Origin of the sequence: Rhodosalinus sp. K401, from assembly GCF_041365735.1 — a bacterium.
In the GTDB taxonomy this organism is placed as follows: Bacteria; Pseudomonadota; Alphaproteobacteria; order Rhodobacterales; family Rhodobacteraceae; genus Rhodosalinus.
The window spans coordinates 1-20,053 of record NZ_JBGFSI010000016.1 but is presented as its reverse complement, the minus strand read 5'-3'; the positions used below and the strand labels follow the sequence as shown (position 1 = coordinate 20,053).

Annotated in this window: 20 protein-coding genes; 8 read left to right on the top strand and 12 right to left on the bottom strand. The window is 72.3% G+C overall.

What is annotated here, in order from left to right; all coding sequences use genetic code 11:
- Positions 1-158: 158 nt before the first annotated feature.
- Together AB6A66_RS14905 and AB6A66_RS14900 are read right to left on the bottom strand one after the other, a co-directional pair.
- Complete coding sequence (locus AB6A66_RS14905) at positions 159-818, bottom strand: hypothetical protein (RefSeq protein WP_371056504.1); 660 nt, start codon at positions 816-818, stop codon at positions 159-161.
- Positions 815-3,280, bottom strand: coding sequence for a Lon protease family protein (locus AB6A66_RS14900; RefSeq protein WP_371056503.1), 2,466 nt, complete (start codon positions 3,278-3,280; stop codon positions 815-817). Before AB6A66_RS14900 ends, AB6A66_RS14905 begins: the two co-directional genes overlap by 4 nt.
- 155 nt (positions 3,281-3,435) lie before the next feature.
- Between AB6A66_RS14900 and AB6A66_RS14895 the strand changes: the two genes are divergently transcribed.
- The gene (locus AB6A66_RS14895; protein ID WP_371056502.1) at positions 3,436-4,263 is read left to right on the top strand and encodes a bifunctional allantoicase/(S)-ureidoglycine aminohydrolase; all 828 of its coding nucleotides are present in this window, start codon (positions 3,436-3,438) and stop codon (positions 4,261-4,263) included.
- Here the strand turns inward: AB6A66_RS14895 and AB6A66_RS14890 are convergent.
- Positions 4,250-4,738: an ureidoglycolate lyase gene (locus AB6A66_RS14890; RefSeq protein ID WP_371056501.1), complete on the bottom strand. Its 489-nt coding sequence runs from the start codon at positions 4,736-4,738 to the stop codon at positions 4,250-4,252. The two genes, AB6A66_RS14895 and AB6A66_RS14890, sit on opposite strands and share 14 nt — an antisense overlap.
- On the bottom strand, positions 4,735-6,144 hold the full coding sequence (puuE, locus tag AB6A66_RS14885; RefSeq protein WP_371056500.1) for an allantoinase PuuE: 1,410 nt from the start codon (positions 6,142-6,144) through the stop codon (positions 4,735-4,737). Before puuE ends, AB6A66_RS14890 begins: the two co-directional genes overlap by 4 nt.
- A gap of 73 nt (positions 6,145-6,217) precedes the next feature.
- Here puuE and uraH point away from each other — a divergent pair, with 73 nt between their 5' ends.
- Together uraH and AB6A66_RS14875 are read left to right on the top strand one after the other, a co-directional pair.
- Positions 6,218-6,574, top strand: a complete 357-nt coding sequence (uraH, locus tag AB6A66_RS14880; RefSeq protein WP_371036392.1) for a hydroxyisourate hydrolase — start codon at positions 6,218-6,220, stop codon at positions 6,572-6,574.
- Positions 6,575-6,696: 122 nt separating this feature from the next.
- On the top strand, positions 6,697-7,929 hold the full coding sequence (locus AB6A66_RS14875; protein ID WP_371056499.1) for a urate hydroxylase PuuD: 1,233 nt from the start codon (positions 6,697-6,699) through the stop codon (positions 7,927-7,929).
- A 23-nt stretch (positions 7,930-7,952) separates the two neighbouring features.
- Here AB6A66_RS14875 and ureG read toward each other — a convergent pair whose 3' ends face one another.
- From ureG to AB6A66_RS14835, 8 genes are read right to left on the bottom strand one after another with little or no spacing between them, the layout of a single operon-like run.
- Positions 7,953-8,588, bottom strand: coding sequence for an urease accessory protein UreG (ureG, locus tag AB6A66_RS14870; RefSeq protein WP_371036394.1), 636 nt, complete (start codon positions 8,586-8,588; stop codon positions 7,953-7,955).
- Complete coding sequence (locus AB6A66_RS14865; RefSeq protein WP_371036395.1) at positions 8,585-9,241, bottom strand: urease accessory protein UreF; 657 nt, start codon at positions 9,239-9,241, stop codon at positions 8,585-8,587. Before AB6A66_RS14865 ends, ureG begins: the two co-directional genes overlap by 4 nt.
- Positions 9,231-9,680, bottom strand: a complete 450-nt coding sequence (locus AB6A66_RS14860) for an urease accessory protein UreE (protein ID WP_371036396.1) — start codon at positions 9,678-9,680, stop codon at positions 9,231-9,233. The genes AB6A66_RS14865 and AB6A66_RS14860 overlap by 11 nt, the downstream gene beginning before the upstream one ends.
- A 9-nt stretch (positions 9,681-9,689) precedes the next feature.
- Positions 9,690-11,399 carry an urease subunit alpha gene (gene ureC / locus AB6A66_RS14855; protein ID WP_371056498.1) on the bottom strand — a complete coding sequence of 570 codons (1,710 nt, stop codon included), beginning with the start codon at positions 11,397-11,399 and terminating at the stop codon, positions 9,690-9,692.
- Positions 11,399-11,704 (bottom strand): urease subunit beta, encoded by a 306-nt coding sequence (locus AB6A66_RS14850; protein WP_371056497.1) that lies wholly within the window; start codon positions 11,702-11,704, stop codon positions 11,399-11,401. Before AB6A66_RS14850 ends, ureC begins: the two co-directional genes overlap by 1 nt.
- The gene (locus AB6A66_RS14845) at positions 11,701-11,868 is read right to left on the bottom strand and encodes a hypothetical protein (RefSeq protein ID WP_371056496.1); all 168 of its coding nucleotides are present in this window, start codon (positions 11,866-11,868) and stop codon (positions 11,701-11,703) included. The genes AB6A66_RS14850 and AB6A66_RS14845 overlap by 4 nt, the downstream gene beginning before the upstream one ends.
- Positions 11,869-11,884: 16 nt before the next feature.
- Positions 11,885-12,187 carry an urease subunit gamma gene (locus AB6A66_RS14840; protein ID WP_371036400.1) on the bottom strand — a complete coding sequence of 101 codons (303 nt, stop codon included), beginning with the start codon at positions 12,185-12,187 and terminating at the stop codon, positions 11,885-11,887.
- A 2-nt stretch (positions 12,188-12,189) separates the two neighbouring features.
- Positions 12,190-13,014, bottom strand: a complete 825-nt coding sequence (locus AB6A66_RS14835; RefSeq protein ID WP_371056495.1) for an urease accessory protein UreD — start codon at positions 13,012-13,014, stop codon at positions 12,190-12,192.
- Positions 13,015-13,422: 408 nt separating this feature from the next.
- Between AB6A66_RS14835 and AB6A66_RS14830 the strand changes: the two genes are divergently transcribed.
- The 5 genes from AB6A66_RS14830 (at position 13,423) to xdhB (ending at position 20,032) form a co-directional block, all read left to right on the top strand.
- Positions 13,423-14,427, top strand: coding sequence for an ABC transporter substrate-binding protein (locus AB6A66_RS14830; RefSeq protein ID WP_371056494.1), 1,005 nt, complete (start codon positions 13,423-13,425; stop codon positions 14,425-14,427).
- A 60-nt stretch (positions 14,428-14,487) separates the two neighbouring features.
- A complete protein-coding gene (locus AB6A66_RS14825) occupies positions 14,488-15,291 on the top strand; it encodes an ABC transporter ATP-binding protein (RefSeq protein ID WP_371056493.1) in 804 nt (267 codons plus the stop codon).
- Entirely contained in the window at positions 15,288-16,055 is a 768-nt protein-coding gene (locus tag AB6A66_RS14820) for an ABC transporter permease (protein WP_371056492.1), read from the top strand. Before AB6A66_RS14825 ends, AB6A66_RS14820 begins: the two co-directional genes overlap by 4 nt.
- Positions 16,056-16,229: 174 nt before the next feature.
- Positions 16,230-17,663: a xanthine dehydrogenase small subunit gene (xdhA, locus tag AB6A66_RS14815; RefSeq protein WP_371056536.1), complete on the top strand. Its 1,434-nt coding sequence runs from the start codon at positions 16,230-16,232 to the stop codon at positions 17,661-17,663.
- Positions 17,660-20,032: a xanthine dehydrogenase molybdopterin binding subunit gene (gene xdhB / locus AB6A66_RS14810; protein ID WP_371056491.1), complete on the top strand. Its 2,373-nt coding sequence runs from the start codon at positions 17,660-17,662 to the stop codon at positions 20,030-20,032. Before xdhA ends, xdhB begins: the two co-directional genes overlap by 4 nt.
- Positions 20,033-20,053 lie beyond the last annotated feature (21 nt).

The window sequence follows — 20,053 nt, the reverse complement described above, 5'->3', positions numbered from 1 at the left end:
TCCTCGTCCTCGTCCTTGACGCAAGGCAGGATGCGAACCCTCCTTAGACAGGAGGATTGCGGCCATTGAGGCGCGAGAAAGTGTCTGAAAGGTGTCGTGTTTCGGGTGAATCTTCGTCGCCGTTCCGGGCGGGGCGAAGCGCGCCGCGGGGCGCCGCGTCAGCCCGCGCGCGGCGCCGCCAGCAGCACGGGACCCCGCGCCGCGTCAAGAAGGGCGCGCAGCCCCGCGCGGCCCAGCGCCAGCGCGTCGGCCCGGTCGATCACGAGGCAGGCGACGCTCATCCGGCCGAGCCGCGCGCGACCGGCCGCGTCGAGCCCCGATTCGACGAGATCCGCGCCCATCCGGCCGGCCAGGTCGGCCGCCAGCGGGTAGAGCGGCCCGGGCGCGTTCCCTCGTGCCGACACGAGCACCACGCGCCCGGCGGCCGCGGTGTCCGCGCCCTGCCCGATCACCACGAGATCCCAGTCCGCCGCCGCGCCCAGAAGCCCCTCCGCCAGCTCGGCCTCCCGCCGCTCGAAACTCCAGCCGGTGCCGGCCTGCGCGGCGAAGGCGCGCAGCGCCGCCTCGAAGGCGCGCGCGTCGCCGGACGCAAGGCGCGCGAAGGCCGCCCGGCCCGGCGCAGGCGACAGCTCTCCGCCGAAACTCACCAGCCTCTGCCCCGGCAGCTCGGCCAGGCGGCCCGGCAGCGGATCGGCCAAGAGGAGCCCGCCCACCCGGCCGAGCGCGCGCCCCCGCAGCAGTTCGGCCAGGCGCAGGGCGCGCCGCGCCTCCGCGAAGCTGCCCGCCCCGACGAGAAGCCGCGGCGCGGGGGCGCTCATGGCGCGCCCTCCCCGTCCGGTCCCCCGGCGCCCGGATGCGACGGCGCCCGCACGAAGGCGCGCCGCGCCTCGGCGAAGCGGCGCAGCGCCGCGTCCACGCGCCCGTTGACGCTCTCGGGCGGGAATTCCCCGTCCTCGCCGCGCGTGCCCGCGGGCGTTCCGGTCAGGATCCCGACCCCCTCGTCGATGTGCGACACCGGGATCACGCGGAACCCGCCCGCGCGCACCGCCTCCACCACCTCGTCGCGCAGCATCAGGTGGGCCACGTTCGCCTCGGGGATGAGCACGCCCTGCCGCCCCGTCAGGCCGCGCGCGGCGCAGGTCTCGAAGAAGCCCTCGATCTTCTCGTTCACCCCGCCGATGGGCTGAACCTCGCCCTTCTGGTTGATCGAGCCCGTCACGGCGAGGCCCTGGTCGATCGGCAACCCCGCAAGCGCCGACAGCAGCGCGTAAAGCTCCGCGGAGGAGGCGCTGTCGCCGTCGACGCCGCCATAGCTCTGCTCGAAGACGAGGCTCGCATGAAGCGAGAAGGGCAGATCGCGCGCGTAGGTGCCCGTGAGGTAGCCCGACAGGATCATCACGCCCTTGGAATGCAGCGGGCCGCCAAGCTCCACTTCGCGCTCGATGTCCACGAGCTTGCCCGCGCCCAGGCGCACCCGCGCGGTGATCCGCGAGGGCCGGCCGAAGGCGTAGTCGCCCAGCCCGATGACCGACAACCCGTTGATCTGCCCGACCTCCGCGCCCGCGGTGTCGATGAGCACGGTGCCGCGGCGGATCGCCTCCTGCATCCGGTCGCGGAGGCGCGAGGCGCGGCGCTCGCGCGCCGTGACCGCGGCCGCGATGTCCCCGGCGCCGATCTCTTCTCCGCCCCGCGCGCCGGCGTAATGGTCGGCCTCCTGCATCAGGTTGCCCAGCGCCTCGAGCCGCAGGCTGAGCTTTTCCGTGTCGCCCGCAAGGCGGGCCGCCTCGTCGGCGAGACGCGCGACGCCCGCCGCCGTGAGCGCGCGCAGCCCCGCCGCGCGCGCCTGCGATCCGAAAAGCCGCGCGAAGCCCATCAGCGTCTCGTCGTCGCGGTCCGCGACATCGTCGAAATCGGCCTGAAGCTTGAAAAGACGTGCGAAATCCGGATCGAGCATCACCAGCAGCGCATGGAGCATCCGGTCGCCCACCAGCGCCACCCGAAGGTCGAGCGGGATCGGGTCGGGCTCGAGCGAGGTGGTGGAGACGAGGCTCATCCGCTCGCCGAGCGAGGAGATGGTGATCTCGCCGTTGCGCAGGCAGCGTTTGAGCCCGTCCCAGGCGTAGGGCTCGGACAGGATGCGCCGCGCGTCGAGCACGAGAAAGCCGCCGTTGGCGCGGTGCAGCGCGCCGGGCTTGATCATAGTGAAGTTCGTGACGAGGGAGCCCATATGCGTGGCGTGCTCGATCCGCCCGACCACGCGGTCGAGCGTCGGCAGCGCCTCGTGCTCGAGCGGCGCGCCGGTCTCGGTCTCGGCCTCCTGCCCCACCATGACGTTGACGGCGTAGCGGCCGAAGACCGGGTCCATGTGCGCCTTGCCCACGGTGTCGGGGAACGGGGCGTCCTTCGACTGCGCGGCGCGGCGCAGGAAGAGCTCGGCGTTGGCCACGATGTCCTCGCGCAGCTCGGCCACGAAATCCTGGATGTCCGGAATGGTGTCGAAGGCTTCGGCCACCTCGGCCACGCGCGCGTCCACCACGCGCTTGGCCATCGCCGCGTTCAGCGCCTCCACCCGTTCGCGGTGGCGCTTGGCGCGGCGCGGCGCCTCGCGCAGCACGACCGCCAGCTCCTCCTGAAGGCGCGCGATCTTGGCGTCGATCTCGGCGCGCTCCTCCTCGTCGAGTTTGCGGTAGTCGTCGGGTTTGACGAGCTCGCCGTCGCGCAGCGCGCTCAGCATGAAGCCCATCGGCGTGCGCAGGAGCGCGATGTCCTCGGCGCGGGCGCGCTCGGCGAACTCCTCGAGCGAGGACTCCTCTTCCTCGCTGAACTCCTGCTCGATGGCGCGGCGCTGGCTCTGGTAGTCATCGGACTCGAAAAGCGCGGGCAGATCACTGGCCAGATCGTCCACGAGGTCCTGCATCGCCGCGCGGAGGGGGATCGCCACGCCGGCGGGCAGCCCGATCGCGCGCGGCTTGTGCTCGGCCTCGAAGTTGTTGACGTAGACCCAGTCCTTCGGGCGCGGCCGATCGGCGGCCGCCTCGCCCAGGATCCGCATGAGCGCGCTGTGGCGCCCCGTGCCCTCGGGCCCGAGGGCGAAGACGTTGAAATCCCGGTGCGGGATCGCGCCGGCAAGGCGGATCGCGTCGAGCGCGCGCTCCTGCCCGATCAGGTCGGCCGGCCCGTCGAGCTCGGCCGTGCTGGCGAAGGGGAACGCGGACGGGTCGCAGCGTGTCTGCAACCTCTCCGCGGGCAGCCCTTCGGGTCCGCTTGCTGTCGCTGCCATCGCCGCCTCCCCGCCGTCGCTGCGCCCACCTGAACATCACGGCGCGGGCGGGGCCTTGACTTGCGTCAACGCCCCTGGCGCGCGAGGGACGTGACAGCCGCGCCGTTTCGTCCGACAAAGGCGCGAGAGGCCAGAAGCTGAAGGACCGCGAGCGCATGACCGACAGGCGATACGCCGCCCCGCCGGGCGGGCATCCCGGCCAGGGCGATCTTCTGACCGGCCGGGCCGTCTTCACCGAGGCCTACGCCGTCATCCCGGCCGGCGTGCAGCGCGACATCGTGGCAAGCCGCCTGCCCTTCTGGCGGGAAACGCGCGCCTGGGTGCTGGCCCGCCCGATGAGCGGCTTCGCCGAGAGTTTCGCGCAATATGCGCTGGAGGTCGCCCCCGGCGGCGGCTCCGACCGCCCCGAACCCGACCCCGAGGCCGAGGCCGCGCTTTTCGTCACCGGCGGGACGGCGGCGCTCTCCTTCGCGGGGGCCACGCACCGGCTCGCGCCCGGGAGCTTCGCCTTCCTGCCGCCCGGCACGCAGTGGCGGCTGCGCAACGAGGGCGGCGAACCGGCCCGCCTGCAATGGATCCGCAAGCGCCACCAGGCCGTCGAGGGGCTGGACCTTCCCGCCCCCTTCGTCACCAGCGAGGCCGAGATCGCGCCCGACCCGATGCCCGGCACCGAGGGGGGCTGGGCCACGACCCGCTTCATGGACCCGGACGACCTGCGCCACGACATGCACGTGACGATCGTGACGCTCGAGCCCGGCGCGGCGATTCCCTTCCTCGAGACCCATGTGATGGAGCACGGGCTCTACGTGCTGGAGGGCAAGGGCGTCTACCGGCTCAACCGCGACTGGGTGGAGGTGGAGGCGGGCGATTTCATGTGGCTCCGCGCCTTCTGCCCGCAGGCCTGCTATGCCGGGGGGCCGGGGCCCTTCCGCTACCTTCTCTACAAGGACGTGAACCGCCACCCGCCGCTCAGCCCGCCGTGATCCGCCAGGGCGTGGCGAAGACATGCTCCTCGAGGTTCGCGCCGGGGCCGATCCGGTCCACCACGGCGAAGAGCCCCTGCGCGGCGAGCGGCGCCAGAACCCCGTGCCAGGTGCCGCGCAGGTAGTTCACGCCCTGCCCCGGCCGCGTCAGGAACGCCAGCGGCCGGCCCGGGCGCCCGCCCTCGTCCGGCGCCACCACGACGAGGAAGGGATCGGCGGTCATCGGCAGGAAGGCCTGGCTGCCATCGGGATGGCGCTCCACGAGGTCGAGCTCCAGCGGCAGCGCGCGGGGCTCGGCGCGAAAGAGGCTGATCCCCGCCCGCCCGTCGCCGAAATCGAGCCGCGCGCGGTCGTGGAAGCGCCTGCACCGCCCGGCATTGATGAGCTGGTCGGGCGCGCCCGCGGCCTCCAGCACGTCGCCGAAGGGTGCGAAGGCCGCCGCGTCGAGGGGGCGCGCCACGATCTCCCGGCTCATCCGAGCGCCTCCCGCAGCCGAAGCTCGGCGATCCGCTCCACCTGCCGGCAGGCTTCCGCGACCTCGGCCTCGCGGTCGTTGGCCAGCCGCCGCTCGAAGGCCGCGAGGATGCCCGCCTTGTCGTGATCGCGCACGGCGATGATGAAGGGAAACCCGAACTTCTCGGTGTAAGCCGCGTTGAAAGAAGTGAATTTTTCCCGCTCCGCGTCGGTGAGCGCGTCGAGCCCGGCCGCGGCCTGCTCCGCCGCGCTCGCCTCGGTGAGCCGCCGCGCCACAGCGAGCCGCCCAGCGAGGTCGGGATGCGCGCGGAGCACGCCCAGCCGCTCCTTCTCCGAGGCGCTGCGGAAGACGCGCGCCAGCGCCGCGTGAACCCCGCGCGCCGTGTCGTGAGTGGGGCCCAGCTCCAGCGCCCAGGCGCGCTCCGCGATCCAGGGGGAGTGCTCGAAGATGCCGCCGAAGGCCGCCACGAAGGCGTCGCGGTCCATCTCGGAGGGACGCGCGCGGCCCGTGGGCGGGTGCTCCCGCGCCCAGTGCTCGGCGATCTGGAGCCGCGTGGCGAACCAGACGCCGTCATGGCCGCGCATGTGGTCGAGCGCGCGGGCGAGCGCAGCGGCCCGGCCCGGCCGCCCTGCGAGGCGGCAATGCAGCCCGATGGACAGCATCTTCGGCGCCCCGGCCGATCCTTCGGCGTAGAGCGTGTCGAAGGCGTCCGTCACGTAGCGCTCGAACTCCGCGCCCGAGCCGAACCCGGCCGGCACGGCGAAGCGCATGTCGTTCACGTCGAGCGTGTAGGGCACGACGAGCTGATCGCGCCCGCCGGTGCGGATCCAGTAGGGCAGATCGTCGGCGTAGCTGTCGGCGACATAGGCGAAGCCGCCCTCCTCGGCGGCAAGGCGAACGGTGTTCATCGAGGAGCGCCCGGTGTACCAGCCGCGCGGGCGCGCGCCGACGACCTCGGCGTGCAGGCGGATGGCCTCGGCCATCTGCGCGCGCTCCTCTTCTTCGGGCATCGCGCGGTGCTCGATCCACTTGAGCCCGTGGCTCGCGATCTCCCAGCCGGCGTCCTTCATCGCCGCCACCTGCTCGGGCGCGCGGGCGAGCGCCGTGGCCACCCCGAAGACGGTGACGGGCAGGCCGGCCAGCATCCGGTGGAGCCGCCAGAACCCGGCCCGCGCGCCGTATTCGTAGATCGACTCCATGTTCCAGTGGCGCTCGCCCGGCCAGGGCTCGGCGCCCGAGATTTCCGACAGGAAGGCCTCGGAGGCCGCGTCGCCGTGCAGGATGCAGTTCTCGCCGCCCTCCTCGTAGTTGAGCACGATCTGCACCGCCACCCGCGCGGCCCCGGGCCAGCGCGGGTCGGGGGGCGTGGGGCCGTGGCCTGTCATGTCGCGGGGGTAGCGCTGCACCTCGGTCCTCCTGCTTGACGGGACGCGCGCGGGATGAGACCGGAAAGCGAGACGGAAGAAAAGGGGGCGCGCCATGGCGGGCTATCTCACGACCCATGTGCTGGACACCGCGGCGGGCCGCCCGGCGGCGGGGATTGCGATCGCGCTTTACCGGATCGAGAACGGCACGCGCCGCGAGGTGGCCCGCGCCACCACCAACGCCGACGGCCGGACGGACGGGCCTATCCTGCCCGAAAAGGATTTCGAGACAGGCGTTTACGAGCTGGTCTTCGCCGCCGGGGACTACCTGCGCGCACAAGGCGCGGCCGCCGCGGAGCCGCTCTTCCTCGACGAGGTGCCGATCCGCTTCGGCATGGCGGATCGCGCGGCGCATTACCATGTGCCCCTCCTGCTGTCGCCCTACGGCTATTCCACCTATCGCGGCAGCTAGGCGCCGCGCCGCGGCCCGATCCTTCGGCAGGCGCGGTCCCGCGGCCCGCGGGCGGCGCGGCTGGTCTTTCCTCCCGCGCGCGGCGGCGCTATGCCGGGGCGGTGCCCACCGGAGGCTTCGCCATGCTCGATTTCGCCATCTTCTGGGACTGGATCGCCTTCGCCGTGCGCTGGCTGCACGTCGTCACCGCGATGGTCTGGATCGGCACCTCGTTCTATTTCATCGCGCTCGATCTCGGGCTGGTGCGACGGCCCGGCATGCCCGAGGGCGTGACCGGCGAGGAATGGCAGGTGCATGGCGGCGGCTTCTACCACATCGAGAAATACGCCGTGGCGCCCGAGCGGCTGCCCGAGGAACTCACCTGGTTCAAGTGGGAAAGCTACGCCACCTGGCTGTCGGGCGCGGCGCTCCTGATGATCCTCTACTGGGCGGGGGCGGAACTTTACCTGATCGATCCCGCGAAGGCGGATCTCTCGGTCTTCCAGGCGGTGCTGCTCTCGGCGGGCTCCATCGCGCTCGGCTGGCTGATCTACGACGGGCTCTGCCGGTCGCCCCTCGGCCACCGGCCCGTGGTGCTGATGCTGGTGCTCTTCGGGGTCATCGTGGCGATGTCGTGGGGCCTCAACCAGGTCTTCACGGGGCGCGCGGCGCTTCTGCATCTCGGCGCCTTCACCGCGACGATCATGACGGCGAACGTCTTCCTCGTGATCATGCCGAACCAGCGCATCGTCGTGGGCGACCTCAAGGCCGGGCGCGTGCCGGATCCCGAATACGGGCGGATCGCCAAGCTCCGCTCCACCCACAACAACTACCTCACCCTGCCGGTCATCTTCCTGATGCTGTCGAACCACTACCCGCTGGCCTTCGGCACGCCCCATGCCTGGGCGATCGGGGCGCTCGTCTTCCTGATGGGGGTGACGATCCGGCACTACTTCAACACCCTGCACGCCCGTAAGGGCCGCCCGAACTGGACATGGGCGGCGACGGCGATCCTTTTCCTCGCGATCATGTGGCTCTCCGCCCTGCCCGGCCGCGGCCCCGCGCCCGCGGAGGCCGCGCTGCCCGAGACCGGCGCCGCGGCGCGCTTCGCCGCCGCCGAGGGGTTCGGGACGGCCCACGGCATCGTGCTCGCCCGCTGCTCCATGTGCCACGCGCGCGAGCCGCTCTGGCAGGGGCTGCACTGGGCGCCCAAGGGTGTCGCGCTCGAGACCGAGGCGGACGTCGCGCGCCAGGCCCGCGCGATCTTCCTGCAGGCCGGGGCGAGCCACGCCATGCCGCCCGGCAACCTCACCTACATGACCGGGGAGGAGCGGCAGGCCCTCTCCGAATGGTATCGCGCCGGCGCGGGCGGCTGACGCGGCCCGCAGCGCGCCCGGCCCTAGCGCGCCGCGCGCAGCGGGCGCGGCGCGAGCCCGCCCAGTTCCCGCAGATGCGCCACCGCCTCCGCCACACCCTCGCCCTGGCGCAGCGCGGCGAAGACGGTGGGCCGGCCCTGCCGGTTCTCGGCGGCGTCCCGGCGCATCTCCTCGAGATCGACGCCCACATGGGGCGCGAGGTCCGTCTTGTTGATGACCAGCAGATCCGAGCGCATCAGCGCCGGCCCCTTCTTGCGCGGGATGTCCTGCCCCATGGCGACGTCGATCATGTAGATCGTCAGATCCGCGAGCTCAGGGCTGAAATTGGCCGCGAGGTTGTCGCCGCCCGACTCGATCAGCACGATCTCGAGGCCCGGATGACGGGCGGAGAGCTCGGCCACGGCGGCGAGGTTGATCGAGGCGTCCTCGCGGATCGCGGTGTGCGGGCAGCCGCCCGTCTCCACCCCGATCACCCGGTCCCCGGGGAGAACCTGCATCCGCAGAAGCGCCTCGGCGTCCTCCCGCGTGTAGATGTCGTTGGTGATGACGCCGATGGAGTGATCGGGCGCGAGGGCGCGGGCCAGCGCGGCGGTGAGCGTCGTCTTGCCCGCGCCCACCGGGCCCCCGATTCCGACGCGAAGGGGGCCGTTCATGGTCATGAGCGGAAAAGCCTCGTCTCGAGAGTTTCGTGGCGCATGGAGGCGATGTCGGCCGCCCATGCGATGGAGGACAGATCGTCGGGCCCGAGCGCGCCCGCCTCCCGCGCGAGCCGCGCGCAAAGCGGCGCGGCCCCGGCGAGCGCCTGTTGCGCCTCGGTCTGGCCGAGGGGCACGAGACGCTGCGCCGCACCGGCGAGCGCGGTGGCGAAGGCGTGGAGGTAGAGCCGCAGCGTCTCTTCCCCGGGCAGGCCCATGAGGCGCGCGGCGCGCCCCACCGCCACGGGCTGGGCCATCGGCGCGAGGTCGAGCCCCCAGACGGCGGCGGTGGTGCGGGCGAAGGCCGCGCCCTGCTCCACGGTCTCGGCGCGACGCTCGGCCGAGGGCGCGAAGGCGCGGGCCGTGGCGTCGGCCTCCCGCACCTCCGCGGGGGTCTCCGCGCGCCAGCCTTCCATCAGGAACACCGCGTCAGCGCGCCCCGCCCCATGCTCCAGCACGTCGGCGAGCCAGGCCGCGAAGCTCTCCCGGTCGCGCACCCGCCCCTCGGCGATCTCGGTCTCGAGCCCGTGGGACCAGGCGAAGCCGCCCGTGGGATAGGCCGGCGAGAGCCACTGCGCGAGGGTAAGGAGCGCATCCGCCCCGGGCTCAGTGAGCATGGGCGTGGGTCCTGCCGTGGCCGTAGGCGCCGCCCTCGGGGGTGAAGGGCGCCTCGGCCTCCTCGATCCGGGCGCCGAGGCGGTCCAGCATGTCGCGGAGCACGTGATCGCGCCGGATGAAGAGCCGCCCAGGCGCCACCTGGCAGGGCGTGTGACGGTTCCCGATATGCCAGGCCAGCCGCGGCAGGTCGCCCGTGACCTCGTAAAGCGGCTCGGGCGCGGCCACGACCTCGACGAGCCGCCCGTCGGAAAGCTCCAGCGCGTCGCCATGCTCCAGCGAGACGGTGTGCGGCAGATCGACGAGAAACGGCACACCGTCCCGCGTCTCCAGCCGCTTGCGGCGCAGGAAGCGCGACTCGTAGTCGAGCCGTACCCACTCCGCGGGCCCGTGCCATTCGCCCTTGCGATGGAGCGTCTGCGCGATGGGAAGCTCGGTCATGTCATTGCCTCAGAACAGGAAATAGCGTTGCGCCATGGGCAGCACCTCGGCCGGCGCGCAGGTCAGAAGCTCCCCGTCGGCGCGCACCTCGTAGGTCTCCGGGTCCACCTCCATCTTCGGCAGCGCGTCGTTGAGGATCAGGTCGCGCTTCGTCACGGCGCGGATGCCGTGGACCGCGACGGTCTCCTTGGCCAGCCCCAGCGTGTCACGGATGCCGGCCGCCTGCGCCGCCTGGCTCACGAAGGTGACGGCCGAGCGCTCCACCGAGCGGCCATAGGCGCCCCACATGGGCCGCGAATAGACCGGCTGCGGCGTGGGGATGGAGGCGTTCGGATCGCCCATCTGGGCCATCGCGATGGTGCCGCCGATCAGCACCAGATCGGGCTTCACCCCGAAGAAGGCGGGCGACCAGAGCACGAGGTCGGCGCGCTTGCCCGCCTCCACGCTGCCGATCTCGTGGGCGAGGCCGTGCGCGATTGCGGGGTTGATGGTGTATTTGGCGATGTAGCGGCGGACGCGGAAATTGTCGTTCTCGCCGGTCTCGTCGCCAAGCCGCCCGCGCTGTTTCTTCATCTTGTCGGCGGTCTGCCAGGTCCGCAGGATCACCTCGCCCACCCGGCCCATCGCCTGGCTGTCCGAGCCCATCACCGAAAACGCGCCCATGTCGTGGAGGATATCCTCGGCCGCGATGGTCTCGCGCCGGATCCGGCTCTCGGCGAAGGCCACGTCCTCGGGGATCGACTTGTCGAGGTGGTGGCAGACCATCAGCATGTCGAGATGCTCTTCGATTGTGTTGACCGTGAAGGGCCGCGTCGGGTTCGTGGACGAGGGCAGGATATGCGCCTCGCCGCAGATGCGGATGATGTCGGGCGCGTGGCCCCCGCCCGCGCCCTCGGTGTGGTAGGCGTGGATCGTGCGCCCCTTCATCGCGGCGAGGGTGTGTTCGACGAACCCGCTCTCGTTGAGCGTGTCGGTGTGGATCATCACCTGGATGTCGTGGTCGTCCGCGACCGAGAGGCAGCAGTCGATCGCCGCCGGCGTCGTGCCCCAGTCCTCGTGCAGCTTGAGCGCAGAGGCGCCCGCCTCCACCTGCTCCACCAGCGCCTGCGGCAGCGAGGCGTTGCCCTTGCCGGCGAAGGCCAGGTTCATCGCGAAGGCGTCGGCCGCCTGCAGCATCCGCCCGATGTGCCAGGACCCCGGCGTGCAGGTGGTGGCCATGGTGCCCGTCGCCGGCCCCGTGCCGCCGCCCAGCATCGTGGTGATGCCGGAATGCAGCGCGTCCTCCACCTGCTGCGGACAGATGAAGTGGACATGGCTGTCGAAGCCGCCGGCGGTCAGGATCTTGCCCTCGCCGGCGATGACCTCCGTCCCCGGCCCCACGACGATGTCGACGCCCGGCTGGATGTCGGGATTGCCGGCCTTGCCGATCTTCGCGATCCGCCCGTCCTTCAGCCCCACATCGGCCTTGGTGATGCCGGTGTGATCGACGATCAGCGCGTTGGTGACGACCGTGTCGACCGCGCCGTCGGCGCGGGTCGCCTGGCTCTGGCCCATGCCGTCGCGGATCACCTTGCCACCGCCGAATTTCACCTCTTCCCCGTAGGTTGTAAGGTCTTTCTCAACTTCGACGACAAGATCGGTGTCGGCAAGGCGCAGGCGGTCGCCCGTCGTGGGGCCGAACATCGCGGCATACTCGGCGCGGGAAATCCGTGCGGGCATCAGAGCGCCCCCATGACCTGGCCGTTGAACCCGAAGATGCGCAGCGCGCCCGCCACCGGCACCAGCGCGACCTCGCGGCGCTGCCCGGGCTCGAAGCGCACGGCCGAGCCCGCGGGAATGTCGAGGCGCAGGCCCCGCGCCGCCGCGCGGTCGAACTCGAGCGCGGGGTTGGCTTCCGCGAAATGGTAGTGGCTGCCCACCTGCACCGGGCGGTCCCCGGTGTTGGCCACCATCAACGTGACCGCCTCGCGGCCTTCGTTGAGCGTCAGCATGCCCTCGGCGGGGAAGACCTCCCCGGGGATCATCGCCGCCACCCCGCCCAGGCGAGGAGCGCCGCGGCAGCGAGCGCGAGAAGCGCCACGACCCAGAGCCAGCCCGCCCCGTCATGCGGGTGCAGGTGGGGCCCCGGATGGGCGGCCGCCGGCGCGGCGGCAATAAGGAGGAGCGGAACGGCCGTGAGGTATCTCATGGGCGAAGTCCTTTCTTCAGCGGATGGGGTTGTGGACGGTCACGAGCTTGGTGCCGTCGGGAAAGGTGGCCTCGACCTGCACGTCGGGGATCATCTCGGGCACGCCCTCCATGCACATCTCGCGGGTGACGACCTGCGCGCCCGCCTCCATCATGTCGGCCACCGAGCGCCCCTCGCGGGCGCCCTCCACCACCGCGTCGGTGATGAGCGCCACGGCCTCGGGGTGGTTGAGCTTCACGCCGCGGGCAAGGCGCCGCCGCGCCACCTCGGCGGCCATGGCCACCATCAACTTGTCCCGTTCGCGGGGGGTGAGGAGCATCGTCAGAGCCTCCAGGCCTTGGGAAGACTGTCGCCGGTCAGCCGGTCGAGCGCGGGCAGGAGCGCGCGGCGCAACGCGTGAGACTCGGGCGCGAGAACCCGCGCGGCCAGAAGGCCGTCCTCGACCAGGCTCGCCCCGCCCGAGGCCCCGAACGCCGCGCGCAGCGGACCGAGTTGCGCCGCCGCGTCGGGCCCCGCGTAGACCAGGGCCGCCATCGCGCCCGCGCCCGCCGCCACGCCCGGACGCGCAAGCAGTTCCGCCGCGCAGCCCTCGAGGCGCACCGCGTCGAGCCAGGCGAGCCGCCCGTCGCGCCGGATCTCGATCCGGTCGCGAAAGCGCAGCTCCCGAAGACGCTCCCCCATGGCCGCTCGCCCGAAGACCAGCGACTCCACCAGGAGGAGCCGCGCGTCGCCGGCAAGATCGACGTGCAGCCGCCGCGCCAGCGCCGCGCCGTCGTAAAGGATCGTCTCCTGCGGCAGCCAGGAGAGCCGCGCGCCCGGCCCCGCCGCGAGGCGCACGTCGAGCCGCGCCTCGCTGCCCGGCTCGGCGCGGTAGGCCCGCTCCGCCGCCTGGGTCGACAGCGTGATCGTCGCGCCCGCGCCGGCCGTGGCCTCCACCGCGACGCGATCGCCGCCGGTCAGCCCGCCCGCCGTGTTCACGAGGCAGACCTCCACGCCCCGCGCGCCCCGCGGAAAGAGCGCGCGCAGCGAGCCTTGCGCGCGCAGCGCCTCGAGCCGACCGCCCCCCGGGCCCGCCTTCGCCGACACCCGCAGCGCGCCCTGCGCCCGCGGCTGGACGGGCAGGGTTTCACGCTTGTCGAAGGGCATGGGTCATCGCCTTGGGCTTCCCGGGGTCGCGATCGCGTCGCCCCTCTTTCAACAGCCATGACACCCGGCCGGCAGCGCCGTGCGCCGCTCACACCGGCTGCGGCACGCCCTGCCGCCTGCTTCATGAGCGGTTTGAGCCGCGTTGCTCATTTTCACGCCACCCCGCGAACGCGTCCCGGGCGATACCGGCCGGGGGCGGCGGGACGCGGTCCTTGCACAGCCGGACACGCAGGCGCAGGAAATTTCTGCCCCGGGATTAAGCGAATCGCCCAAATCTGTATCGTTGCCCGGCCAGCCGGCGGCTCTGACGCCTGCGCGCCAGCGCGGGGCATGGCCAAGACCGGCGGGACGACACAGACGGACGGGTGCACCCACGAACGTCCGCCAACGACAACAGGGAGACCAGACGTGTTCCATCGCCCGATCCTCGCCGCCGCCGCCTTCGCGGCTTTCGCAGGCGCCGCCACGGCGCAGACCGCCATGCCCTTCGCGCTTGACTGGAAGTTCGAAGGCCCCGCCGCGCCCTACTTCGTCGCCATCGACAAGGGGTATTTCGCCGACGCGGGGCTCGAGGTCGAGATCACCGCCGGCCAGGGCTCGCTCGACGCCATCCCGAAGGTCGCGACCGGCGCCTTCCCGGTGGGCTTCGCCGACATCAACAGCCTCATCAAGTTCCTCGACCAGAACCCGGGCGCGCCGGTGACCGCCGTGATGATGGTCTACGACAAGCCGCCCTTCGCGGTGGTCGGCCGCAAGAGCCAGGGCGTCGAGGCGCCCAAGGATCTCGAGGGGCGCGTCCTGGGCGCGCCGCCGCCCGACGGCGCCTGGGCGCAGTTCCCGATCTTCGCCGCCGAGAACGATCTCGACATGGACGCGATCACCGTGGAGCCGGTGGGCTTTCCCACGCGCGAACCCATGCTCGCCGAGGGAGAGGTGGACGCGGTGACGGGCTTTTCCTTCTCGTCCTTCCTGAACCTCGTGCGCCTCGGCGTGCCCGAAGAGGACATCTCGACCATCCTGATGGCCGATCACGGCGTCGCGCTTTACGGCAACGCGGTCATCGTCAACACCGAGTTCGCCGCCGCGAACCCGGCGGCGGTCGAAGGCTTCCTCGAAGCGGTCGCCATGGGCTGGAAGGACGCCATCGCGGAGCCGGCCGCGGCGATCGAGAGCCTCGTGGCGCGCAATCCCGCCGCGGACGCCGCGCTCGAGGAACGCCGCCTCGCACTCGCCATCGACGCCAACGTGGTCACCGACTATACCGCAGCGAACGGCATGGGCACCGTGGATCCCGACCGCATGGCCACGGCGCTGGAGCAGATCGCGCTGACCTACGAGTTCCAGAACGCGCCCGACGCGTCGCTCTACTTCACCGACGCCTACCTGCCCGAGGGCGGCTTCCCGCTCGACTGACGCGACCGCGCGCGGGCCGCAAGAGGCCCGCGCGCCACACACGAGACCACGAGCAGGCCATTGGAAAACCTGATAGACATCCGCGGCGTGCGCCATGCCTACCGCACCGAGGACGGGCCGCTGCCGGTCCTCGACGGGCTCGACATCACTGTGAACGAGGGCGGCTTCGTCGCCGTGGTGGGCCCGTCGGGCTGCGGCAAGTCCACGCTCACGCGGCTGATCGCGGGGCTGATGATCCCCGACGCGGGCGAGGTGCGCGTGCACGGCACGCCCATCACCGGGCCGCGCTCCAACGTGGGCATGGCGTTCCAGAACCCGGTTCTGCTGGAGTGGCGCACGATCCTGAAGAACGTGCTGCTGCCCCTGGAGATCGTGAAGACGCCGCTCTCGCGCGCCGAGCAGGAGGCGCGGGCGCGCCGTCTCCTGTCACTCGTGGGGCTCGAGGGCTTCGAGGACAAGCGCCCCTCCGAGCTTTCGGGCGGCATGCGCCAGCGCGCCTCGCTCTGCCGCGCGCTCATCCACCAGCCCGAGGTGCTGATCCTCGACGAACCCTTCGGCGCGCTCGACGCCTTCACCCGCGAGGATCTCTGGCAGACCATGCACGCGCTCAAGGAAAAGGAACCCTTCACCGGCGTGCTCATCACCCACGACCTGCGCGAATCGATCTTCCTCGCGGACCGGGTGGTGGTGCTCTCGGGCCGCCCGGCACGCACGCAATACGTGCTCGACCTGCCGCAGGCCGGCCCACGCGACCTCGATCACCTCTACACGGCAGAGGCGGCGGACATGCTTGCAGAGCTGCGCCACCAGATCGAGATCGCCCAGGGCCGCGCCGGCACCGACACGCCCGAGGCCGCGCAATGACCCGGGGCCTGCGCCGGGCCGCGGCGCCGCTCGTCGCCATCCTGGTGTTTCTCGTTCTCTGGGAAGCGGCCGTCTGGGCCAATGGCTGGCCCGACTACAAGATGGCCTCGCCCTCCGACCTCGTGCCCGCCTACGCGAAGTACTGGGACCTCTTCGTGATCATGGGCTGGCAGACGCTCTGGCGCACGGTGCTGGGGCTCCTGCTCGCGGTAATGGTGGGCGTGGCGCTCGGCATGGTGATGGGCTTCTCGCGCATGATGCGCGACGCGCTCTACCCGCTGCTGGTGGGGTTCAACGCGATCCCGAAGGCCACCGTGGTGCCCATCGTCGCGCTCATCTTCGTGGGCGCACACGACTTCAACACCGTGCTCATCGCCTTCATGATCTCCTTCTTCCCGATCGCGGTCTCGGTCTCCATCGGCCTGTCAACGCTCGAGCCCGAATACCGCGACATCCTGCGCTCGCTCGGCGCCTCGCAGTCGAAGATCTTCTGGAAGATCGCCCTGCCGAAGACCCTGCCGGAGTTCTTCGGCGCGCTGAAGGTCTCGGTGACGCTCGCCTTCATCGGCACCAACCTGATGGAGATCGTCTCGCCCCATGGCCGCGGCCTGGGCGCGCTGTTCGATTCCGGCAAGACGAATTCCGACTACCCGCTGATGTTCGCGGTGCTCATCGCCCTCGCGGTTCTGGGGATCCTTCTCTACTACGTCGTCGTGGCGCTCGAGCGGATCTTCGCGGGCTGGGCCGAGCGCGCGCCGACCTGACACCCCGTCCCGCCGCGCCGGTCCGCGGCGCCCGCGCGCCCGGCTTGCCCGACGCCCTTGAAAAGGCAGCGCGCACGCGGCAGCATGCCACACGGCGCACGGAACAGCCGGCCCCTTCTACGCCGCATCGAAGGGGGCGCCCCGGCCCAAGGGTAACGCGGCGACTTGACCGACATGCGAACAGCCTTCCTGCTCAACGGCACCCCCGTGGAGACCGAGGCCCATCCGACCGAGACGCTCCTCGACTGGCTGCGCCGCCGTGGCCTGACCGGAACGAAGGAGGGCTGCAACGAGGGCGACTGCGGCGCTTGTACCGTCATGGTGACCGACGCCGCGACCGGCCCGAGGGCCCTCAACGCCTGCATCCTCTTCCTGCCCCAGCTCCACGGCAAGGCCGTGCGCACGGTGGAGGGCCTCGCCGGGCCGGACGGTGCGCCCCACCCCGCCCAGACGGCGATGGTGGCGCATCACGGCAGCCAGTGCGGCTTCTGCACGCCGGGCTTCGTGGTCGCCATGGCCGCCGCGCACGCCCGCGGGCGCACCGACCACGACGACCAGCTCGCCGGAAATCTCTGCCGCTGCACCGGCTACGCGCCGATCCTGCGCGCCGCCCGCGCGATCGAGGATTCGCCCCGCCCCGCCTGGCTCGCCGAGGACAGCGCCGCGGTCGACGCCGACCCGCCCTTCTTCTTGGGCGAAATACTCTCGGGGGGTGAGGCGGCGAAGCCGCCGAGGGGGGCGGACAGCCCCCCTGCCTGCGTCCTGCCGGAAAGCGCCGACGCGCTCGCCGACTGGTATGCCGCCCACCCCGAGGCCACGCTCGTCGCCGGGGCGACGGATGTGGGGCTTTGGGTGACGAAACAGCTCCGCGATCTGGGCCCCGTCGCCTTCCTGCACCGCTGCCGCGACCTGCAGCGGATCGAGGAGACGGAAACAGAGATCCGCATCGGCGCGGGCGTCACCATCGAGCGGCTCCGCACGGCGATGGAGCCCCGCCACCCGGCCTTCGCCGAGATCCTGCGCCGCTACGGCTCCGAGCAGGTGCGCGCGGCCGCCACCATCGGCGGCAACATCGCCAACGGCTCGCCCATCGGCGACGGGCCGCCGCCCCTCATCGCGCTCGGCGCCACGTTGCATCTGCGCAAGGGCGCGGCCCGGCGGAGCCTGCCGCTCGAGGAGTTCTTCCTCGCCTACGGCCGGCAGGACCGCGCGCCGGGCGAGTTCGTGGAGGCGGTCTCGATCCCGCGCCAGCCCGACCTGCTTTTCGCCTGGAAGGTCTCGAAACGCTTCGACCAGGACATCTCGGCGGTCTGCGGCGCCTTCCACCTCGCGCTGGAAGACGGCCGCGTCGCGGCGGCGCGGATCGCCTTCGGGGGCATGGCGGGGATCCCGAAGCGGGCGCGCGCCGTGGAGGCCGCGCTCCTCGGCCAGCCCTTCACCGAGGCGGGCGTCGCCGCCGCCGACGCGGCCTGGGCCGAGGATTTCCGGCCCATCTCCGACATGCGCGCGAGCGCCGGCTACCGGCTCGCGGTGGCGCGGAACCTCCTGCGCCGGGCCGTGCACGCCCATGCCGGCCGCCCAGCCCATGTGCTGGAGGTCACGCCGTGACCGTCGCGCGGCCGCTCCCCCACGACGCCGCGGGCCGCCACGTGGACGGCAGCGCGCGCTACGTGGACGACATCCCCGTCCCGGCCGATTGCCTGCATCTCGCCTTCGGCCTCTCGCCGGCCGCGCGGGGGGCGATCCGGGCGCTCGAGCTCGGCGCGGTGCGCGCCGCGCCGGGCGTGGCGGCGGTGCTGACGGCGGCGGAGCTGCCCTTCGCGAAAGACGTCTCGCCCTCGGCCCATGACGAGCCGCTCCTGGCCGAGGGGCGCGTCCATTACCTGGGCCAGCCCGTCTTCCTCGTCGCCGCGACGAGCCATCTCGCCGCGCGCAAGGCGGCGCGGACGGGCCGCATCGCCATCGACGAGGAGCCGCCCGTGCTCACCCTCGACGCGGCGCTCGCGGCCGGCGCGCGTTTCGAGGAGGGCCCGCGCGTCTATGGCCGCGGCGACGTGGCGGCCGCGCTCGCCGCCGCGCCGATGGTGACGGAAGGCGCGATCGAGATCGGCGGGCAGGAACATTTCTACCTCGAGGGGCAGGCCGCGCTCGCCCTGCCCCAGGAGGGCGGCGACATGGTGGTGCACGCCTCCTCCCAGCACCCGACGGAGATCCAGCACAAGGTGGCCGACGCGCTCGGGCTGCCGATGCATGCCGTGCGGGTCGAGGTGCGGCGCATGGGCGGCGGCTTCGGCGGCAAGGAAAGCCAGGGCAACGCCCTCGCCGTGGCCTGCGCGGTGGCCGCGCGGGCCACCGGCCGGCCCTGCAAGATGCGCTACGACCGGGACGACGATTTCACCATCACCGGCAAGCGCCACGATTTCCGGATCCTCTACCGCGCGGGCCACGACGCGGAGGGGCGGCTTCTCGCCGTCGATTTCGTCCAGCTCGTGCGCTGCGGCTGGGCGCAGGATCTCTCGCTGCCGGTGGCCGACCGGGCGATGCTCCATGCCGACAATGCCTACTGGCTGCCCGCCGTGCGGATCGAGAGCCACCGGCTGCGCACCAACACCCAGTCCGCCACCGCCTTCCGGGGCTTCGGCGGGCCGCAGGGGATGCTCGGCGTGGAGCGGGTGATCGACCACGTGGCCCACCGCGTGGGGCGCGAGGCGGCGGAGGTTAGGCGGATCAACTACTACGCCGAGGCGGACGATGCGGAAGGGGGGCTGTCCGCCCCCCTCGGCGGCTCCGCCGCCTCACCCCCCGAGGGTATTTTCGGCAAGAGGAAGGGACCGCGCGAGGGCCGCGTGACGCCCTACGGCCAGGTGGTCGAGGACTTCATCCTGGGCCGCATGACCGGGCGGCTCCTGGAGACGAGCGACTACGCCGCGCGGCGGGAGGCGATCGCGGCCTGGAACGCCGGGAACGCGGTGATCAAGCGCGGCCTCGCGCTCACGCCCGTCAAGTTCGGCATCTCCTTCACGCTCACCCATCTCAACCAGGCGGGGGCGCTCGTGCATGTCTACCAGGACGGCTCGGTGGCGCTGAACCATGGCGGGACGGAGATGGGCCAGGGGCTCTTCCAGAAGGTGGCGCAGGTGGCGGCCTCCGTCTTCGGCCTGCCGATGGAGGCGGTGCGGATCACCGCGACGGACACGGGCAAGGTGCCCAACACCTCGGCCACCGCCGCCTCCTCCGGATCGGACCTGAACGGCATGGCGGTGAAGCGCGCCTGCGAGGAGATCGCGGGGCGCATGGCCGTCTTCCTGGCCGAGCGCCACCAGGCGCGGCCCGAGGCGGTGCGTTTCCGCGGGGGCCGCGTGGAGGTGGGCGGCGAGAGCTACGCCTTCGCGGAGGCGGCGCGCGCCGCCTGGGAGGGCCGGGTGAGCCTTTCGGCCACGGGCTTCTACCGCACGCCCGACATCTCCTGGGACCGGCTGAAGGGCGAGGGGCGCCCGTTCTACTACTTCGCCTACGGCGTCGCGGCGAGCGAGGTGGCGCTGGACACGCTGACTGGCGAATACAGGATCCTGCGCGCCGACATCCTCCACGATGCGGGGCGGAGCCTGAACCCCGCCCTCGACATCGGCCAGATCGAGGGCGGTTTCGTGCAGGGAGCAGGCTGGCTCACCAGCGAGGAGCTCGTCTGGGACGAGGCCGGGCGGCTCGCGACCCACGCGCCCTCGACCTACAAGATCCCGGCCTTCGCGGACCGGCCGCGCGTCTTCAACGTGGCGCTCCGGGAGGGCGACAACCGGGCGGAGACGGTGCACCGCTCCAAGGCCGTGGGCGAGCCGCCGCTCATGCTCGGCATCTCGGTGCTGATGGCGCTCTCGGACGCGGCGGCGGCCTGCGGGCCCCATTACCCCGCCCTCGACGCGCCGGCCACGCCGGAGCGGGTGCTGGCGGCGGTGGAGCGGGCGCGCCATGGCGCTTGACCGCGCGGCCCTCGCCGCCGC

What these genes read in the sequence shown, in the direction of transcription:
- AB6A66_RS14905 (WP_371056504.1), bottom strand. Translation starts at nt 818, where the DNA reads ATGAGCGCCCCCGCGCCGCGGCTTCTCGTCGGGGCGGGCAGCTTCGCG.
- AB6A66_RS14900 (WP_371056503.1), bottom strand. Translation starts at nt 3,280, where the DNA reads ATGGCAGCGACAGCAAGCGGACCCGAAGGGCTGCCCGCGGAGAGGTTG.
- AB6A66_RS14895 (WP_371056502.1), top strand. Translation starts at nt 3,436, where the DNA reads ATGACCGACAGGCGATACGCCGCCCCGCCGGGCGGGCATCCCGGCCAG.
- AB6A66_RS14890 (WP_371056501.1), bottom strand. Translation starts at nt 4,738, where the DNA reads ATGAGCCGGGAGATCGTGGCGCGCCCCCTCGACGCGGCGGCCTTCGCA.
- uraH (WP_371036392.1), top strand. Translation starts at nt 6,218, where the DNA reads ATGGCGGGCTATCTCACGACCCATGTGCTGGACACCGCGGCGGGCCGC.
- AB6A66_RS14875 (WP_371056499.1), top strand. Translation starts at nt 6,697, where the DNA reads ATGCTCGATTTCGCCATCTTCTGGGACTGGATCGCCTTCGCCGTGCGC.
- ureG (WP_371036394.1), bottom strand. Translation starts at nt 8,588, where the DNA reads ATGACCATGAACGGCCCCCTTCGCGTCGGAATCGGGGGCCCGGTGGGC.
- AB6A66_RS14865 (WP_371036395.1), bottom strand. Translation starts at nt 9,241, where the DNA reads ATGCTCACTGAGCCCGGGGCGGATGCGCTCCTTACCCTCGCGCAGTGG.
- AB6A66_RS14860 (WP_371036396.1), bottom strand. Translation starts at nt 9,680, where the DNA reads ATGACCGAGCTTCCCATCGCGCAGACGCTCCATCGCAAGGGCGAATGG.
- ureC (WP_371056498.1), bottom strand. Translation starts at nt 11,399, where the DNA reads ATGCCCGCACGGATTTCCCGCGCCGAGTATGCCGCGATGTTCGGCCCC.
- AB6A66_RS14850 (WP_371056497.1), bottom strand. Translation starts at nt 11,704, where the DNA reads ATGATCCCCGGGGAGGTCTTCCCCGCCGAGGGCATGCTGACGCTCAAC.
- AB6A66_RS14845 (WP_371056496.1), bottom strand. Translation starts at nt 11,868, where the DNA reads ATGAGATACCTCACGGCCGTTCCGCTCCTCCTTATTGCCGCCGCGCCG.
- AB6A66_RS14840 (WP_371036400.1), bottom strand. Translation starts at nt 12,187, where the DNA reads ATGCTCCTCACCCCCCGCGAACGGGACAAGTTGATGGTGGCCATGGCC.
- AB6A66_RS14835 (WP_371056495.1), bottom strand. Translation starts at nt 13,014, where the DNA reads ATGCCCTTCGACAAGCGTGAAACCCTGCCCGTCCAGCCGCGGGCGCAG.
- AB6A66_RS14820 (WP_371056492.1), top strand. Translation starts at nt 15,288, where the DNA reads ATGACCCGGGGCCTGCGCCGGGCCGCGGCGCCGCTCGTCGCCATCCTG.
- xdhA (WP_371056536.1), top strand. Translation starts at nt 16,230, where the DNA reads ATGCGAACAGCCTTCCTGCTCAACGGCACCCCCGTGGAGACCGAGGCC.